The organism is Mesorhizobium sp. WSM4841 (genome assembly GCF_055811515.1).
In genome coordinates, this window is the sequence record NZ_JBVVQC010000015.1 from 119,277 (window position 1) to 136,329 (window position 17,053).

20 protein-coding genes are annotated in these 17,053 nt (G+C 61.0%); 14 read left to right on the forward strand and 6 right to left on the reverse strand.

From position 1 onward, the window contains the following. The first annotated feature begins 1 nt into the window (after position 1). The 9 genes from ccoO (at position 2) to AC0L14_RS19270 (ending at position 7,437) form a co-directional block, all read left to right on the forward strand. Positions 2 to 754, forward strand: a complete 753-nt coding sequence (ccoO, locus tag AC0L14_RS19230; protein WP_287233156.1) for a cytochrome-c oxidase, cbb3-type subunit II — start codon at positions 2 to 4, stop codon at positions 752 to 754. 16 nt (positions 755 to 770) lie between these two features. Beyond that, the gene (locus AC0L14_RS19235; RefSeq protein ID WP_123148490.1) at positions 771 to 941 is read left to right on the forward strand and encodes a cbb3-type cytochrome c oxidase subunit 3; all 171 of its coding nucleotides are present in this window, start codon (positions 771 to 773) and stop codon (positions 939 to 941) included. After that, positions 932 to 1,813, forward strand: a complete 882-nt coding sequence (ccoP, locus tag AC0L14_RS19240; RefSeq protein WP_473750407.1) for a cytochrome-c oxidase, cbb3-type subunit III — start codon at positions 932 to 934, stop codon at positions 1,811 to 1,813. Before AC0L14_RS19235 ends, ccoP begins: the two co-directional genes overlap by 10 nt. Further along, a complete protein-coding gene (locus AC0L14_RS19245) occupies positions 1,810 to 1,998 on the forward strand; it encodes a hypothetical protein (RefSeq protein WP_123148492.1) in 189 nt (62 codons plus the stop codon). Before ccoP ends, AC0L14_RS19245 begins: the two co-directional genes overlap by 4 nt. 11 nt (positions 1,999 to 2,009) lie before the next feature. Further along, positions 2,010 to 2,828, forward strand: a complete 819-nt coding sequence (locus AC0L14_RS19250; RefSeq protein ID WP_473750409.1) for a DUF2189 domain-containing protein — start codon at positions 2,010 to 2,012, stop codon at positions 2,826 to 2,828. 4 nt (positions 2,829 to 2,832) lie between these two features. Further along, positions 2,833 to 5,079: a heavy metal translocating P-type ATPase gene (locus tag AC0L14_RS19255; protein WP_473750411.1), complete on the forward strand. Its 2,247-nt coding sequence runs from the start codon at positions 2,833 to 2,835 to the stop codon at positions 5,077 to 5,079. Then, the gene (gene ccoS / locus AC0L14_RS19260) at positions 5,076 to 5,342 is read left to right on the forward strand and encodes a cbb3-type cytochrome oxidase assembly protein CcoS (RefSeq protein WP_258117722.1); all 267 of its coding nucleotides are present in this window, start codon (positions 5,076 to 5,078) and stop codon (positions 5,340 to 5,342) included. The genes AC0L14_RS19255 and ccoS overlap by 4 nt, the downstream gene beginning before the upstream one ends. A gap of 308 nt (positions 5,343 to 5,650) precedes the next feature. Further along, positions 5,651 to 6,205 (forward strand): hypothetical protein, encoded by a 555-nt coding sequence (locus AC0L14_RS19265; protein WP_473527701.1) that lies wholly within the window; start codon positions 5,651 to 5,653, stop codon positions 6,203 to 6,205. Continuing rightward, entirely contained in the window at positions 6,202 to 7,437 is a 1,236-nt protein-coding gene (locus tag AC0L14_RS19270) for an HlyD family secretion protein (RefSeq protein WP_473527700.1), read from the forward strand. The genes AC0L14_RS19265 and AC0L14_RS19270 overlap by 4 nt, the downstream gene beginning before the upstream one ends. Positions 7,438 to 7,583: 146 nt before the next feature. Here AC0L14_RS19270 and AC0L14_RS19275 read toward each other — a convergent pair whose 3' ends face one another. The 5 genes from AC0L14_RS19275 to AC0L14_RS19295 all read right to left on the reverse strand — a co-directional run bounded on the left by AC0L14_RS19275 (position 7,584) and on the right by AC0L14_RS19295 (position 11,878). After that, on the reverse strand, positions 7,584 to 7,922 hold the full coding sequence (locus tag AC0L14_RS19275; protein ID WP_473527699.1) for a hypothetical protein: 339 nt from the start codon (positions 7,920 to 7,922) through the stop codon (positions 7,584 to 7,586). A gap of 103 nt (positions 7,923 to 8,025) precedes the next feature. Beyond that, positions 8,026 to 8,862, reverse strand: a complete 837-nt coding sequence (locus tag AC0L14_RS19280) for a universal stress protein (protein ID WP_473527698.1) — start codon at positions 8,860 to 8,862, stop codon at positions 8,026 to 8,028. Between the two features lie 79 nt (positions 8,863 to 8,941). Next, positions 8,942 to 9,892: a DUF2950 domain-containing protein gene (locus tag AC0L14_RS19285; RefSeq protein WP_473750413.1), complete on the reverse strand. Its 951-nt coding sequence runs from the start codon at positions 9,890 to 9,892 to the stop codon at positions 8,942 to 8,944. A 48-nt stretch (positions 9,893 to 9,940) separates the two neighbouring features. Next, entirely contained in the window at positions 9,941 to 11,338 is a 1,398-nt protein-coding gene (locus tag AC0L14_RS19290; RefSeq protein ID WP_473750414.1) for a DUF3300 domain-containing protein, read from the reverse strand. A 30-nt stretch (positions 11,339 to 11,368) separates the two neighbouring features. Then, positions 11,369 to 11,878, reverse strand: a complete 510-nt coding sequence (locus AC0L14_RS19295; protein WP_473527695.1) for a hypothetical protein — start codon at positions 11,876 to 11,878, stop codon at positions 11,369 to 11,371. A gap of 616 nt (positions 11,879 to 12,494) precedes the next feature. On the opposite strand from AC0L14_RS19295, the gene AC0L14_RS19300 reads away from it, so the two are divergent. From AC0L14_RS19300 to ydiK, 4 genes are all read left to right on the forward strand, one after another. After that, positions 12,495 to 12,716, forward strand: coding sequence for an aspartate-alanine antiporter-like transporter (locus AC0L14_RS19300; protein ID WP_287064241.1), 222 nt, complete (start codon positions 12,495 to 12,497; stop codon positions 12,714 to 12,716). Positions 12,717 to 12,780: 64 nt separating this feature from the next. Next, positions 12,781 to 13,128, forward strand: coding sequence for a potassium channel family protein (locus AC0L14_RS19305; protein WP_473527694.1), 348 nt, complete (start codon positions 12,781 to 12,783; stop codon positions 13,126 to 13,128). Beyond that, the gene (cax, locus tag AC0L14_RS19310) at positions 13,100 to 14,188 is read left to right on the forward strand and encodes a calcium/proton exchanger (protein WP_473527693.1); all 1,089 of its coding nucleotides are present in this window, start codon (positions 13,100 to 13,102) and stop codon (positions 14,186 to 14,188) included. Before AC0L14_RS19305 ends, cax begins: the two co-directional genes overlap by 29 nt. Positions 14,189 to 14,221: 33 nt before the next feature. Further along, positions 14,222 to 15,322, forward strand: coding sequence for an AI-2E family transporter YdiK (gene ydiK, locus AC0L14_RS19315; RefSeq protein ID WP_473527692.1), 1,101 nt, complete (start codon positions 14,222 to 14,224; stop codon positions 15,320 to 15,322). A gap of 90 nt (positions 15,323 to 15,412) precedes the next feature. On the opposite strand, the gene AC0L14_RS19320 is transcribed toward ydiK, so the two are convergent. Next, positions 15,413 to 16,066 (reverse strand): VIT1/CCC1 transporter family protein, encoded by a 654-nt coding sequence (locus AC0L14_RS19320; protein WP_123149732.1) that lies wholly within the window; start codon positions 16,064 to 16,066, stop codon positions 15,413 to 15,415. A 425-nt stretch (positions 16,067 to 16,491) separates the two neighbouring features. Here AC0L14_RS19320 and AC0L14_RS19325 point away from each other — a divergent pair. After that, a partial coding sequence (locus tag AC0L14_RS19325) for a transposase (RefSeq protein ID WP_473750416.1) occupies positions 16,492 to 17,053 on the forward strand: 562 nt, incomplete at its 3' end.

Below are 17,053 nucleotides of genomic sequence, written 5' to 3' on the forward strand. Positions count from 1 at the left end.
GATGCCTGAACTCTTCCACCGCAAGCTCGAGCGTTCTGCCATCTGGTTCGTTATCGCAATCATCGCGGCGGCGAGTGTCGGCGGCATCGTCGAGATCGCGCCCCTGTTCACCATCGATGAGACGGTGGAACAAGCTCCGGACATGCGGATGTACACCCCGCTGGAGCTCGCCGGGCGCAACATCTATATCCGCGAGGGCTGCTACGCCTGCCATAGCCAGATGATCCGGACACTCCGGGACGAGGTGGAGCGCTATGGGCCCTACTCGCTCGCCGTAGAGTCCCGGTATGACCGCCCGATGCTCTGGGGGTCCAAGCGGACGGGACCGGATCTCGCCCGTGTCGGCGGCAAGTATTCCGACTTCTGGCACGTCGCGCACCTGACGAACCCTCGTGACGTGGTCCCGGAGTCGAACATGCCCGCCTACCGCTGGTTGGCCCGTACGTCTCTGAAGATTGAAGACCTGCCCTTGCACCTGGCGGCGCAGCGGGCGCTCGGCGTACCCTACACGGACGAGATGCTGGAGAACGCGGCGCGCGACGCCTATGGCCAGGCGACTCCGGACACGGACTTCGCCGCAGGCGTCACTGAGCGTTACGGCGAGGAGACCCAGGTAAGCGCGTTCGACGGAGTGACGACCGACGTCACCGAGATGGACGCACTGGTGGCCTATCTCCAGGTCCTGGGGCGACTGACGGCAGCAGCGTACGGGAATACCGCGGCCCCTGAAGAAGAGCCGGACCCGGAAGGCTAATGGCGGAGGCTATCGGATGGACCTGGATTATAACGCCGTTGTCGCATTCTCGAAGAGCTGGGGCCTTTTTTACCTGATCGCGTTCGCACTCGGCGTGCTCGTCTATACCTTCTGGCCTTCGAACAGGAAGCGTTTCGACAGGGCCAAGCACAGCATCCTCGACGAGGACGACAAGCCATGGAAGTGAATGAACGCGACCCCGTCACCGGCCGCGAGACCACCGGTCACGAGTGGAACGGCATCAAGGAGTTGGATACGCCGGTCCCGCGCGGCGTGCTCATGTTCCTGATCGTAACCCACGTCTGGGCGATCGCCTGGTGGTTTCTCGTTCCATCCTGGCCGCTGGGAACGACCTATACGAGGGGCCTTCTCGGAATTGACCAAAGACAGACGGTCGAGGCGCGCCTCGTCGAGGCGCGGCGCGATCGGGTGAACTGGATGAATCGCATCGAGACGGAAGGCTACGATGTGATCCTCGCCGACGAGGCGCTGATGCAAACGGTTCGCAGCACCGGACGGCAGCTGTTCGGCGACAACTGCGCGGCATGCCACGGCAGGGACGGCAAAGGCGGAACGAACTATCCCGACCTTACGGACGACGATTGGCTGTGGGGCGGCGGCCCCGAACTCATCGAGCAGACGATGCGCGTGGGCATCAACACGCGGCACCCGGAAAGCCGGATCGGACAGATGCCGGCTTTCGGGCGCGATGAGATGCTCGACCGCGAACAGGTCCGGACCGTGGCCGCCTACGTCTATTCGCTGACGCACCCCGACTACTCTACCCATGAAAACATCAAGCAGATAGAAGCAGGGCGGGAGGTATTCGTCACGACCTGCGCGACCTGCCACGAGGAGAATGCCAAGGGGAAGCGGGATGTCGGCGCTCCAAATCTCACGGACTCGCACTGGATTTATGGTGAAGATCTGGACACGATCATCGCGTCCGTGCACGGCGGACGGCAGGGTCACATGCCGACCTGGGACGAGAGGCTGACGACGGCCGAGATCAAGACGCTCGCGCTCTATGTCCACGATCTTGGAACGCAGCAGCCATGACCACAAAGATATCCCACAGCAAAGCATGGATAGCCTGGGTGCTGGTTCCAGCCGGGTTGCTGATTTTTGCCGGGGCGAACGCGCACCTTGTCTATGTGGCGGTTCAGTCGCAACCGGACTGCGTGGAGCACTTGAAGGCCGGGGGCGAAGGCGAAGGCTACCGCGCGGCGAAGTCAGCGTGCTGAGGAGGAGTGAGATGAGCGAGACCGACAAGTCGTATTGGCTGCTCAGCGAGACCTCGGGCATTGGCGAAACGCGCGACCGGCGCCTCGACCGGGGACTGCCGCTTTTCGAGGGACTCCGCTGGCTCTCTGCGGGCTGGCGGGATTTCTGGATCCGGCCCGCGTCGAGCCTGGCCTATGGGATTGTCGTCTTTCTCCTGTCCGTCGCCTTCGTTTGGACGCTTGTCGGATTCGGTCGTGACTACATTCTGTTTCCGGCGCTTGCCGGGTTCATGATCGTGGCCCCCTTTTTGGCGCTAGGCCTGTATGAAAAGAGCCGGGCAATAGAGGAAGGACGCGCCATTGGCCTCGCCTCGATGCTCCTGGTGCGCCCCACCGGCGGCGCACAGATCTTCTTCACGGGCCTACTACTGTGTTTGCTCCTGCTTCTGTGGACGCGTGCGGCGGTGCTCCTCTGGGCGCTCTTCTTCGGCGTGACGCCCTTTCCCGGATTCGACCGCATAGTCGGAGTGCTCTTCGGCACCGCATATGGGTGGGCGATGATTGCGATCGGGACGGCGATAGGAGGCCTCTTCGCGGCCTTCGCTTTCGCCATCAGCGTCTTTGCAGTGCCGATGCTGCTCGACCGGCGCGTGGACGCGCTGACGGCTATGGCTGTCAGCGCGAAACTGGTGTGGAACAACCTTCCGCCGATGCTGGCCTGGGGCGCCTTGGTGCTCCTGCTCTTCGCAGTCTGCGTGGTCACAGGGCTTATCGGGATGATCGTCATCTTTCCTCTGCTGGGGCACGCAACCTGGCATGCGTACAGGGCGGTCGCACGTCCAGAGGGGTGAGACCATGAGTTGTTGCGCGCCGGGAGCCGAAGCCGCATTGCTGCTGGCGCCAAGGCGGGAGATTGCCGAGCGCGAAATCGTGCTCGCCAGCCGCGACATGGGGGATGGCGCTTTCCAGACCCAGTTTTCGGTACCGCAAGCGCATTGCGCTGCCTGCATAGCTGCGATCGAAGGCGCGCTGCAAAGTCTCGACGGAATCATCGCGGCACGAGTGAATCTCACGTCCCGACGTGTCGCCGTGAAGTGGAGGAATGAAGGTCGTGTCCCTCCGATGTTCGACGCCCTGAAGGCTGTCGGATACGATGCCTGCCTCGCGGAGACGGAAGACGGCGCATGCGATGCCGAGTTGTCGCGGCTGCTGCGGGCCACAGCCGTGGCGGGATTCGCCGCCATGAACATCATGTTGCTGTCGGTGTCCGTCTGGTCTGGCGCAGATCAGGGAACTCGAAATGCATTTCACTTGATCTCGGCGCTGCTGGCCGTCCCCACCGTCGCCTATTCCGGACGGATATTCTTCGTTTCGGCGTGGAATTTGGCGATGAAGCGCACCGCCAGCATGGACTTTCCCATCTCAGTCGGAATCCTGCTGGCTCTGGGCTTGAGCCTCTACGACACGTCTGTCGGAGGACCTCACGCCTATTTCGATGCGGTAACGTCGTTGATCTTCTTTCTGCTTGTCGGGCGCACGCTTGACCATGCGATGAGGCGGAAGGCGCGGAACGCCGTCATCGGTCTTGCCCGCTTGATGCCGAGGGGGGCGGCGGTGGTCGGGGCGGACGGAAGCCGCGAATTCCGCGACCTGACAGAAATCGAGCCGGGCGACATGATATTGGTAGCCCCCGGAGAACGCATTCCGGTGGACGGGACGGTTGTCATGGGCGCGGGCAGCCTCGACGTTTCGGTGGTGAGCGGTGAGTCCAAGCCCGAACGCGCGCAGCCGGGCAGCGCCGTTCTTTCGGGAGCGCTAAGTCTTGATGGCGCGCTCACTGTCCGTGCCGAGCGGCGTGCACGGGATTCCTTCCTCGCCGACGTGGTCAGGCTGATGGAGGCGGCTGAGCACGGCCGCGCCCGCTATCGCCGCATCGCCGACCGCGCGGCCGCGCTCTATTCCCCTGTCATCCATCTGCTGGCGCTTGCGACTTGCGCCGCCTGGATACTGCTTACAGGCGACTGGCATCGATCGGTTACGATTGCGATTTCCGTCCTCATCATCACCTGCCCGTGCGCGCTCGGCCTTGCCGTGCCGATGGTCCAGGTCGTGGCGGCGCGCCGGCTGTTCGATCTCGGCGTCACCCTCAAGGATGGCAGCGCGCTAGAGCGCCTTGCCGAGACCGACACCGTGGTCTTCGACAAGACGGGCACGCTCACGACGGGCGCCGCCCGCGTCGAACGGCACACGGTAGCTCCGCAAGATGTTGTGGCCGCCGCAGCACTCGCCTCCTTTTCCAGGCACCCGGTGGGGCGCGCGGTGGCCGCGATGACAGTCGCAAGAGTGGCTATCGAAGGGTTCCGCGAAGTTGCCGGGTACGGGATCGAAGGGCGCGTTGGCGAAGCGTTTTACAGGCTAGGAAGGAAGGATTGGGTCTCCGCAAGCGTGGCCAACGTCCCGAGTGAAGCCTCCACGTGGCTTTCGAAAGACGGAAAGCTTGCGGGTTCATTTGCGATTGCCGACGAAATCCGTCCTGGCGCGAGGCGTGCCATCCGAAAGCTAGCTGACCTCGGGTTGGCGACAGAGGTGCTGTCCGGCGATCGAGTGGAGGAGGCTTGCAGGGTGGCGGCTGCGTTGGGAATCCCGGAAATCCGCCACGGTGCGCTTCCCGAGGACAAGGTCGAGCGTCTGGAGGAGCTGGCGCGGTCCGGCCGCCGCATCCTTATGGTTGGAGACGGGCTGAACGATGCCCCCGCGCTCGCCACCGCGCATGTCTCAATGGCGCCCTCGTCGGCGGCAGACATCGGGCGGAATGCTGCCGACCTTGTCTTCCTGGGCACGAGCCTGGAGGCCGTACCACATGCCATAAGAGTCGCCCGGAACGCATCCCGGCTGGTGCGGCAGAACCTCGCCCTTGCCATCGCCTACAACGTTCTGGTCGTGCCCCTCGCTGTGATGGGCCATGTTACGCCCCTTATGGCCGCTGTCGCCATGTCGACGTCATCGATTCTCGTGGTCGGCAACGGATTGCGCCTTCCGGGCGAGCCTCCGCCCGCAGGATCTCCGGCTCTTCGCAGGCTCGACTTGGCGGAGGCGGCATGAACTATCTCGTCTGGCTTGTTCCAATTGCCTTGGGCATGGGCGTCGCGGGTCTCGCGGCGTTCCTGTGGTCGATGCGCAGCGGCCAATATGAAGATCTCGACGGAGCCGCCGAAAGGGTGCTGCTTTCAGACGCCGCGGACGTTCCCCTTCGTCAGTATGGGTGGAAAAGCGAGGCGGCCGCTCATGAGGCTCGCCCCAAGGGCGGGAAGGCGCCGACCGCCGACGGCGTTTTTTCAAGGAGCAGAACGGACGGAAGGGTTTGACAATGTCTCAAGCTGGTGACAGGCCGTACGACTGGGTGGCGGCGTTGGCTTTCTACTCGGGAGCCGCCGTGCTTGTCCCAAGCCTCGCCGCCTTGGTCGTTAGCCTTTTGGCGGTCGCCTTGGCATTGCTATAGCAACGAGATGGCTGTCCTGCGTAGGGCCGCGGCTCCGCGACTGCTGGCCTCTTCAACTGCTGGCCTCTTCAGTTGCATTCGGATGCGGACGGAGTATCCTTAAGTTTGGGCGCTGGACGTTGCTGCGCCTAGTGCTCGGGCGTCTCGCACGAGCGAAATTGGGGAGTGGCAGGCATGTCCGAGGCAATGCATCCGGCGGCGCCTCATTATCTTCCGCCCTTCATAACGGCCCCTGGCGAGACCGATGTGTTGCTCACAGGGACTGTCATCTTCCTTGTATTGGCCGTTATGGGGATCGGAAGTTTGTACTTCTGGCTCCATTCCTTGCCGGAGCGCATGTCCCACGGCGGCAGTCAGATCCAGTTCCAGCTGGTGGCGGTGCTGTCGCTGCTGGCGTTGTTCACCCACGTCCATGCGTTCTGGATTGCCGCGCTGTTTCTGGCGCTCGTCCCCGTGCCCGACTTCTGGACGCCCCTGGCCAGCATGGCCGACTCGCTCGCCAGGATGGCGACGGGGCGGTTTCGATCCCCCGCCGCGGAGGCGCCGTCTGAGCCGGCTCCCGAGGTGCTTGCCAACTATACGCCGGTCAAGGTGGAGGCCGTACCTCCTCCGACCCCCTTGGAGAAAGCCCGAAGCGACCCCCGCGACGAAATCGCCAAGACGCATGCGCCGGAGCCGTCCGACCGCCATCAGCGCCAGCCGGTGTCAGTGGGAGGTCATGAACGATGATCGAAGTTCTGCTTTGTTCGGTCCTGACCGTCCTGCCCGATTTTCTCGTCCGCCGCTTCGTACAGGGAAAGAGGATTGGTCACGAGATCACGCTCTATTCTGTATGGTATGAGCTGCGATACGGAATAACGGCGTGCATAGCTCTGACAGTGATTCTGCTGACGCTCATTCTCTACTATCATCCGTCGACGTCGAGTGCGATTTCGTTCTTTCGCACCATTCCCATCCTCCCCGAAGGCTCCGGCCGCGTCGAGGAAGTCTATGTGGGCATAAGGGACAAGGTCGAGGCTGGCCAGCGCATCTTCAGGCTTGACAGCTCGGAGCAGGAAGCGGCGCTCGAGACCGCGCGACGGCGCATATCGGAGATAGACGCTGGTTTCGAATTGGCCAAGACCGAACTGGTTGGGGCCGACGCCCGCATCCAGGAAGCGCAAAGCTCGTACAAGCAGGCCTTGGACGAACTTGAAACCAAGACCGAACTTCAACGGCGAAACGCCAGCACTGTCGCGCAGCGCGAGATCGAGAAACTCGCCAACATCGTGGAAGGGCGGCAGGCCGCCATTTCCGCCGTCATGGCAAGCAAGCAGTCAGTCGAATCACAGATTTCGTCCGTGCTGCCGGCGCAGAAAAAAAGCGCCGAGGCGTCGCTAGCCCAGGCCCAGGTCGAACTGGACAAGACCGTCGTCTATGCCGGGGTCTCCGGCACGCTGGAGCAATTCACCCTGCGCAAGGGAGACATCGTCAATCCCTTTATGCGGCCCGCCGGCGTTCTCATACCGGCGGAAGCCGGACGGAAGGCTCTTATAGGGGGCTTCAGCCAGCTCGAAGCCCAGGTGATGAAGGTCGGCATGGTTGCCGAAGCGACTTGTATTTCGATGCCTCTGACGATCATTCCGATGGTGGTCACCGAGGTTCAGGATCTCATCGCGACCGGTCAGGTTAGGGCGTCGGATCAGTTGATCGACGCCCAGCAGGTGGTCCGGCCCGGAACGATCACCGTCTATCTGGAGCCGCTGTTCGCGGGAGGGTTCGATGGCGTGCCTCCAGGCAGCAGCTGCATCGCCAACGCCTACACGAACAATCACGACCGACTTGCCGAGGAAGATTTGGGCACAGCGCACTGGCTGTTCCTGCACGTCATAGATACGGTCGGGCTGGTGCATGCGATCGTATTGAGATTCCAGGCGCTCCTTCTTCCGGTGCAAACACTCGTCTTTTCGGGCGGGCATTGAGGAACCGACGCGCCGTCGAACATGCGGCCAAAGGAAATACCGTCATGTGCACCAAAGTGCGATCTAAGCTCGCTATGGCCGTTCGTGCTTAAATGGAACGGGATTTGAACCGACATAACGCGGAGCAACAACGACGTCTCAAGGGATCAATGCGGCAAGTCATACGCTTGGCCTGCCGACCTTAGTTGCTCAAGTGTTTTTCCGGCGCAACTTCCCGACCAATCTCCGCCAACTGGCTCGGCCTTGCCTCGCATGGTGATTGTGCCGGCCTGATTGTCGGGGGTTATATAAACGGCAACCCCGTCTGGACCAATTTTGGACAAGTAGTAAGCACGAACGATGCCGCTTAAATCACAACGCACCAAGAAAGGAAAGTCCTCGAACGATCCCTCTTGGGCATGTGCTTCAGGGCTATACATGCAGGCAAGCGACGATTGCGCAATGACAGCGAAAACTGTTCCTGTAAATAGCCAACGAGCCTTCATGCGAATATCCTTCCTAGGCCAAATATACACCATTGATTGCCGTTCCTTGACCATCCGGTTCCGAATAAGCTCGATGGCGCTTCGCCACTCGTCACCGACACGATCAATGCGAAAGCATTATCGGCAGCCGGACGTCCGACAGGATGCCTTTCGTAGCCCCACCGAGCACGAAATCCCTCAGTCTGGTGTGACCGAACGCTCCCATGATCATCAGATCGGCGCCGATTTCGATCGCTCGCTCCTGAAGCGACACCTCGACCGGGCAATCCTCGGATACGAATGGCATGGCCTCGGCTGACAGCCCGCGTAGGTTCAGCCCTTGAGCCAAGCGTTGGGCGGCGTCCGTCTCCTGCAGGGACTTCTCGCCCGTCACGGTGAGCACCGTAATCTTGGAAGCGCGGCGCAACACCTGATGTGCATCCGCCACGGCGCGAGCCGCAACACGGCTGCCGTCCCAGGCAATAGCAACGCTGTGCAGCTTCGTGACAGGCTCGACCTCTGGCAGAAGGATCGTCGGCCTTCCCGACCCGAAGATAATGGCCTGCGCGGTCGTCCTGCTCGTGGGGTTGTTCGCCTCCCAGGCGCAGAGAACGAGATCATAGTAACGCGCTTGAATTGCAGCGGTGTCATTCAGCAAGGGAGCGTTCGACGCGACCGCGTCTGTGGTTGAGTCCACGCCTGCCCGTTTCGCTTCCAGCACAACCTTTGCTAGAAACGCTTCGCCGCGATCCCGGCACAGCGCTTCGGCCTCCCGCGTCATTTTGGGGACGTCGACCAGCCTCCACGACAGCGCATTCGAGATGTTTCGGATCTCTACGTTGATGGCCAACGCATGCAGTTGCGCGCCGAGGGCCGCCGCCATCGCGACCGCCCTGGGCACTACCATTTCAGGGTTGGGTTCGGGATAGGTGATAACAGGAAGCAGGGCTATCGTTTTCACTAGGTGCCTCCTTCTGAATGCAGGGTACGCGACAGCCATCTAGTCCCAAGGCACTCATCCGGGATGTGCATGGGTCCGCTCACTCGCCCGGATCGTTGACCACGGCCCAACCGTCATCGGGATCGAACGCCGTGATCTTTTCGGCGAGCGCCGCCGTATCGGGCCCGAGATCCTTTTCGTAGACTGTGCCGTACTGGTTTACGACGAAGGTCATGATGCCTGTGCGGTCGTATTCGGCAGGCATCGCGATCAGCCCAAAGCCGGCGATCATGTTGCCGTTGATGACGTAGTCGTACTGGCCGCCGGCGACGTTAGCGCCTTGACCGTTCAATATGCGGTAGCGGTATCCGAAATAGCCGTCCTCGGCGGCCGTCGCCAACTCGGCCTGGCTGATCAGCGAACCGAACGGGCTTTCCGGCACGCCGTCGCCGGGTTCCCAATAGAGCCCGTCATATTTCCCGGGCGTGCTGATCAGCTTCTGAGCATATTCGCCGACGCCATCCTCGTCCCAGTCGGTTTCCTTGTAATCCTCCTGGGCGTCGACGTAGGCGCGCAGGTTGGCGACGGTGGTCAGCTCGTTCTCGCCGATCCTGCGGTTGATGACTTCTTCCAGCCCGGCGATGGTATCGAACGCCCATTTGCCCTCTGTCTGCACGACAGGGAATGGAAACGGCCATACCTGGTTACCAAGAAGAAGCGAGCGGCGGTCGGATGCCAGTTTCTTGACGGCGATGGCCTTCGCCGCCTCTTCGCGGATTTCCGGAAAGCTCGCCTCCACTTCCTTCGACTTCAGCACTTCGCTGGGCGACAGTCCGAGAAGCGAGGCGACGGCCTCCTTGTCATCTTCCTCCAGCGCTTTGCGGAACGCCTCGACGAGTTCGTCGACTGTTGCGAACGGCGTGGGCGTCTCGCCGATGAAGGCATCGAAATCCTGCGTGGTGCTGGTCTGTGCTTCCTGGGCGCCGCCGGCCGAAAGTGCGGGAACGCCGAGCGAAAGTGCGAGAGTTGCGGTAATGAGGTATCGGATCATGATCATGTTCCTGAAATAAACCGGATGTCGCACACGATACGGCAGTTGCTACCGGCGTCCTCCGCCTCGTCCGCCTCCGCCTCGTCCGCCTCCGCCCCCTCCTCTTCCACCTCTGCTCTGCACCTGGCGATGGCCGCCACCCCGGCTATAGGCGCCGCGGTTCGAATGGTTGGTCGCAACCCTGCCGGGCCGCGGATTTCCCATCGCCGAAGGCTTGCGCGGACGATTGTCGGCGCGCGCAGCCGGCTTTTTCCTGGAGGACTTTTTCTGAGCGACTTTCTTCGCCGCAGGTTTGTTGGCCGCCGGTTTCGCCTTCCTGTGCTGGTCCGAGACGCGTTTTGCATCGGGCCGCTTCGTCCCCGACTTCGGCAGCTTGGCCTGCGGCCGGTCCTTCAAACCCTCGGCGACGTTCTTGCGGACATCCTTGCCCTTGAGGTCATGCGCCCGCGCCTGCTTGCCCTTGCCCGACTCCCGGCGGTCCTTGGCCTTGCTGGCAATGTTGTTGAAGTCCTTGCTCTTCAGGTTCTGCTTGAGCTTGTCGCGGTCGATGTTCGCGTTCTTGAGATTGATCTTGTCGCGGTCGATGTTCTTGAGATCGAGGTCCTTCAGTCTGTCGATGTCGATATTGTCGATGTCGATATTGTCGAAATCGATATCGATGTTGTCGCCGATATCGACGTCGAGATCCACGTCGCCGCCCCAGGTTCCCCAGTCGTCCCAGTCGACCACAGCGGCCCACATCGCACCGGTGGCAAGCGCGGCCCAGTAGGGCGCCGTCGGATAGTAGTAGGAGGGGTACGGGTCGTAGGCGATCGGGTCGCCCGCTATGACGTAGTCGGGCTCGTACAGCATTTCGGGGGGATAGGTCGGGATATAGACGGTCTGCGGATCAGCAGACCTGATCACGACATTGTCGCCTTCGTTGACGACCTGCACCTGTTCCGTCGTCTTCAAGTAGTTCTTGGCCACGGCCTCGTCGCGCAACTGCTGGATGGCGACGAGCAGATCCTTCTGCTGGTTGGCGGCCGCGGCCCCCAACTGCTCGGTCCACTCGAGATCGTCGTTCATCATCTTCACGATCTCGGGATAATTGAGCAGCGAGATCACGCTGCCATCCCATTTGTCGCTCGGCTCGAGGTCGGGAGACTTCGCCTTTTCGTCGAGAAAGCGGGCCGCCTGCACGATCTGCAACGGATAGAGCGACGCCGCGATGGTGAGCGCGACGAGATCGTCAGGATAAAGCGCGATCGGCGCGGTCAGAACCTTCAATTCGTCGAGCGTGAGAGGAGCAGGCTCCTCGGTGGCGGCGGCCGGTTCGCTGTCGACCGCCGGTCGGGAAGTGGGCGTGGGCGTTTGTGCGTAGGCTGGCGCACCCACCGCCGGCGAAAGCATCAGGAGGGCCGCAAGGCCGACTGAAACGAGGCCGAACCTGGAACAATGGGTCATCTGGCTGCTCCTACGGTAGCGATCGCCGAGCTATTTCTTTTGCACGGCGTCGAAAGTGTCGACGTAGCTCCGCTGCCCAACCGCGCGGACGGCTCGGCCTATATCGTCACAGCCAACGTCCTGGAGATTGGCGAAGGAGACACGCACGCTCCAGTTGGGAGCATCGAAACCCCCGCCATTGAGCAGCACGATCGAGTGGTCCTCCACCAGGCGATAGACCAGGTCCAGTGGATGAACGTTCTTCTTCAGCCACGTAACCATTTCCTCGCCTTGGTATTTGCGCAGCCAGAACTCGAAATCGAGGGTTCCGCAGTACGCCGCAGAATTCGCGTTGGGCTGAACATCCAGAGGCGGTCCTTGCGCGTCCGATCTGCATCGGTCGGGCATTCCGGCCGCGCCACCGCTGTCGGAGCCTTCGCGAATATGGCTTGCACTGGAAACCGTTTGCGCGGCATCGGTATGGTTTAACCGGTCACACGGGGTGAGCCGTCGCTTCAAGCTCGGAACAGAGCCAAACTCACTGGAAAATTGATGCGCCACAGGAACACCCCTTCAATGGCCCTCAACTCTCTATTGTCAAACTACTTTCTCGCGCAGTTTTTAGACACACCATAGTTAAAATAAGCTTTGAATTATCGTCCCTCCGCGCTCGCTCACGTCTGCTGTTAAAATGTAACCATAGTAGTAGTCTACGTCAAAAAAAATCGAGACTTCAATAACATAGCGATGCAGTTGTTCCATGATAACACCTTGAAATAAGGCACGCAAGGGTGTATTGTACGACTTCAAATTAACTGGCATTACAATCAGCGGTTTCATTAGACAATTTTCATACAATTTACGTTAGCGGCGGAAAGCAATCGGAGAACTTCTGGCCGCTTGTTCTAGTATTGAACCTGCAACAGGAGGGTATCGTGGTAGAATGGGTTCGTGAGCACGCTTCGCAGCTGTCCTGAAATCTTGACCTTCATGTCTCTAGCCATTTGCTATTATTTCTGCCCCTTTATGTATGAAGATCTCGGCTTAGGAGCGGTGACAGCGACCCCCATTGCAGCCGTCATCGTTAGGCAGCTTGGGATCACGATTTTTCCGTCGCTGAGGGCGCTGCTGGCGGGACTGGTTGTCGGGCATCTGCGTATGCGCTTCCCTCTCTTCGGTGGGGCCGGGACTGTACCTCGGGCACTACCTGCTCCGTATGAACCCCATACTGCTCCTGGGAGGACTGGCTGGGGCGCAGACCATGACCGCCGGCATGGCGGCGGTGCAGGACCGCTCGGGTAGTCCGGTTGCCGTCCTTGGCTATACGCCGGCGGTTCCGATCGGCCACATCCTGCTCACAACTTGGGGGACGGTGATCGTGGGCGTGATGGCGAACTGAAATCCGACCTGAGAAAGGGACTTCGGTGGCAGTAGGATTACCCGGCAAGCCCCGATCGCGGCAGTTGAGACGCAGCTTCTTTTATGCGCTCGTGCAGCAGCTTCGCGTGGTCTGGCCGATCTTCTCCGGCATCCTTCTCGCCATGGCGGGATGCGGGCTGATCATCGGGCGTATTGAAAATTGGCGCGTCGACGAAGCTCTGTACTTCACCTTCGTGACGGGTCTTACGATCGGCTACGGCGATTTCTCGCCGCAGCACCTTCTGACGCGGTCACTGGCGATAGCAATCGGTTTTGCCGGCATAGTGATGACAGGCCTCGTTGCGGCGGTCGCCGTGCAGGCGCTGAGGGCGGCTGAGCGCAATCTCCTGAATGAGGCTGGAAATGGGCCCCTTGATCAAAGAGATCCGTAGCAACGTCGTTCTCTGGCTTTTGGCGTTTGTTCCGGTGGTATTCGTCGTCCGGCAATTGGAGCCGGAAGCGCACACGCTGCTCTTTGTGCTCTCTGTGCTGGCGATTGTACCGCTGGCCACCTTGCTGAGCGCGGCTACCGAGTCGGTCGCGTCCAAGACGGGCGATACGGTCGGCGGGCTGCTGAATGCCACGTTGGGAAACCTGACGGAACTGGTCATTGCGCTGGCTGCGCTGCAAGCCGGCCAGTACACGTTGGTGAAGGCTTCTATCGCCGGAGCAATCGTCGCCAATACTCTGTTCATGTTGGGCGCTTCGTTCCTGCTAGGCGGTATCAAGTATCATGTGCAGGAGTACAACAGAGTCAGCGCCAGGCTGCAAACCAGCCTGCTGTTCCTCGCTACGATCGCGATGGTGACCCCGTCCATGGTGGCGCAAGTCGATTCCGTTGCCACGTCCGCGTTTACCCAGCAGTTGAGCGTTGGATTGTCGGTGCTGCTCATCGGCGCCTACGCGATGGGCCTGGTCTTCTCGCTGAAGACCCATCGAGAACTTTTCAGCGGAACAGCCCATGCGGAAGAAGGCGAAGCGTGGCCGATGGGCCTGGCTCTCGGAACGTTGGCAGCGGTGACATTGCTTGTTGCTCTGGTAAGCGAAGTGTTCGTCGAGTCGGTGCAGGAGGCTGCGGTCGCGTTCGGCATGACCCCCGCCTTCGTGGGTTTCATCGTCGTTGCGTTGGTGGGCGGTTCCGCCGAGATGGCGGCAGCGTTTGCCGGCGCGCGAAGGAACCGGCTGGACCTGAGCGTGGGCATCGCGCTTGGGGCCGCATCACAGATCGCGCTTTTCGTTGCCCCGATGATGGTGCTCCTCAGCTATGTCATCGGCCCTGCTCCGATGGACCTGCTGTTCTGGCCGGGCGCGGTCGTCATGGTGCTTATCGCGACGATAACGGCATTTCTGATGACCAATAACGGACGTTCCGCATGGTTCGTCGGAGTGCTGCTGCTGATGGTCTATCTGATCTTCGCCATGACGATCTACCTTCTACCGCCGCAAATCTAGGAAGCTAGGCTGGAGCTCGTTGGAAGGTTGGTAATGGACTCAGACGTTTCGCCTCCTCTCGTCCATCCTCGTCAGGATCTCACCCGCGTGACGCTGGCGGTGCTGTTCATCGGCAGTCTTCTCATCGCCAGCGTCTGGGTGATGCAGCCGTTTCTGCCGGCGATCGTATGGGCCACGACGTTGGTGCTTGCCACCTGGCCGCTCATGCTCTGGTTGCAGCGCCATACCGGCAATCGCCGCGGCCTTGCCGTCCTGATCATGACACTGACCTTGCTGCTGCTTGTGATCGTGCCCTTTTGGCTGGCGCTCAGCACGGTCATCGCGAACATCGACAAGGTTGGCGACCTGGTCCGGACTATCCTGTCGATGCGACTGCCACCGCCACCCAGCTGGCTGGAGGGAGTGCCCCTGGTTGGAGCACGCGCTGCCGAAGGATGGCAGAAACTGAACTCGGCGGGCGCTCAGGAACTGGTCCAAAGACTGACCCCTTATGCCGGAACGCTGACCTACTGGTTCGCGTCAGCCACCGGAAATTTGGGTGGCATGTTCATACATTTCCTGCTGACGACCGCGATTGCCGCGATCATGTATTCGGGCGGTGAACGGGCCGCCGCCACCGCAATTCTCTTCGGTCGCCGGCTGGGCGGCGTTCGTGGAGAGACCGCGGTAAAGCTAGCCGGCCAGGCGATCCGAAGTGTGGCCTTAGGCGTGGTGGTTACCGCCGTTGCGCAAAGCGCTGTAGCGGGTATCGGGCTGGCCGTGGCCGGCGTGCCCTATGCCGCCGTGCTCATGGCATTGATCTTCATTTTGTGTCTGATCCAGCTCGGTCCGGTCCTGGTAATGGCTCCGGCAGTGATCTGGATGTATTATTCGGGCGACACGCTTTGGGCGACGGTGTTGCTGGCCTTTACCATCGTCGCCGCGACAATGGATCAATTTATTCGCCCTGTTCTCATCCGCAGAGGCGCCGACTTGCCTATGCTGCTTATCCTGGCCGGGGTCATCGGCGGCCTGGTAGCGTTTGGCATATTGGGCATTTTCATTGGCCCTACGGTGCTCGCGGTCGCCTACACGCTGCTCAATGCGTGGATGGCGGATGGCGATGATAGAGAACCTCCTGGGGAAACGCGATGAAGCCGGCACGCGTTGCTGCTTTTAAGCTAGGCGGCAGCGCCGCGAGCCAAATCGGCTAGTAGGGTGGACTCAATGCGCACGCCCGGCAGTTCACCCTCCAAGCGCTATAGTCGTAACTACCAAGACGCTACCGATTGCCGCCATGGCCAGAGCCATCGGCCAAGGGCTTCTGCCCATATATTTGCCGAGCCGTGCGCCGATCAAAAACAGCATGGCGACGGCTACCGCGTTCGACGCGCGCATCGCCGTCGGCAGATCGTCGATGAACAGGAACGGCATGCTGGGTGGAAGCGTCGATAGGATGACCAGCAAGCAGATTGAAACTGCAGCTCTGACATCCCGAATGTTCACAATGCGCCGATTGTCGGATGCTGGAAGAGATCTGATGCGCGTGACGATACTTTCGGCGTCGGCCTCGGATGTGACCAGGCGGACGTCCTTCGGCAACTCGGAGAGGAAGACGCGCCGCGCCTCTGCCAGGGGCATCACGCGGATGGCCTCAAAGAAATTTAGGCGCTTCACCCGCTCCACAGCTGTCGTCAAGGCAAACATGACGCCGTCGACAATTCCCCAAGCGAGGTTGCAGCCCAGGGCAGCCATCAGCACGGCCCCCACCTTGTCGCCTTCGCCAACCGCGACGCTCATGGTGCCTGTGAAGGAAAGCGCCATCAATAGTCCGAAAATTACCTCCGACAGACGGTCGATGGGGTCGAGCACGGGTCTAACGGGATCGGGACCGTTCATGGCAGGACAACCGGCACATGACAACACTTGAGCAATCGCACCTTACAGCAAGCGATTTCCGTTTGGAGTCTAATTCCGCTTGCCGAGTTCCCGTGCTTTTGGCAGAGGCGAACGAGTGGCTCCGCTTCAGCATGATGGCGCGGCGGTGTAGAACCTGTCCCATAGCGCATCCTTTGATTCGGATGGCAATGATGCCCATTAAAGTCCGGGATCAAACACCTAGCTACTACCTCGTCGCGACGGACGACCGCATGATCCCGTCGTCCGTGAAGAACTCGGAACACATTGAATCAGTGTGATATTCCGCCTTCATTTTGTGTTTGATTTTGCCGGAAATCGTGGCTTTGAGCTGCGATTTCCGGCAAAATGATTGGTGCCTGCGTTGCGTGATTCGAGGCGATGACAAGCAACGCAAGGAGCGAAGGATGCGTCCAAAGGAACGGCGCGATAGCGGCCAGGCGGACCTGTTGCAATCGCGGCTCGATCAGATCGTCAACATGGATCACGCGCTGGTGAAGCTGGCCAAGACGATCGACTGGCGCTTCCTGGAAGAGCGGCTCGGCGAGGTCTACGACGACGACCCCGGCCGGCCGCCACTGCCGACACGGTTGATGGCGGGACTGGCCATTCTCAAGTCGATGCACAACCTGTCGGACGAGGGCCTGTGTGAGCGCTGGCTGGAGAACCCCTATTACCAGCTGTTCTGCGGCGAGGAGTTCTTCCAGCACCGCTTGCCCTTCGACCGCACGTCGCTGACGCGCTGGCGCCTGCGCATGGGCGAAGAGCGGCTCATGGCGCTGCTCCAGGAGAGCCTGGCGGCGGCGACGCGGCTGGGGGCGGCCAAGCCAGCGGACTTCCGCGCGGTGATCGTCGACACCACCGTGCAGGAGAAGGCGATCACCTTTCCGAGCGACGCCAAGCTGATGCATCGCGCCCGCGAGCGGCTGGTCAAGCTGGCCGGGAAGCACGGCATCCGCCTGCGCCAGT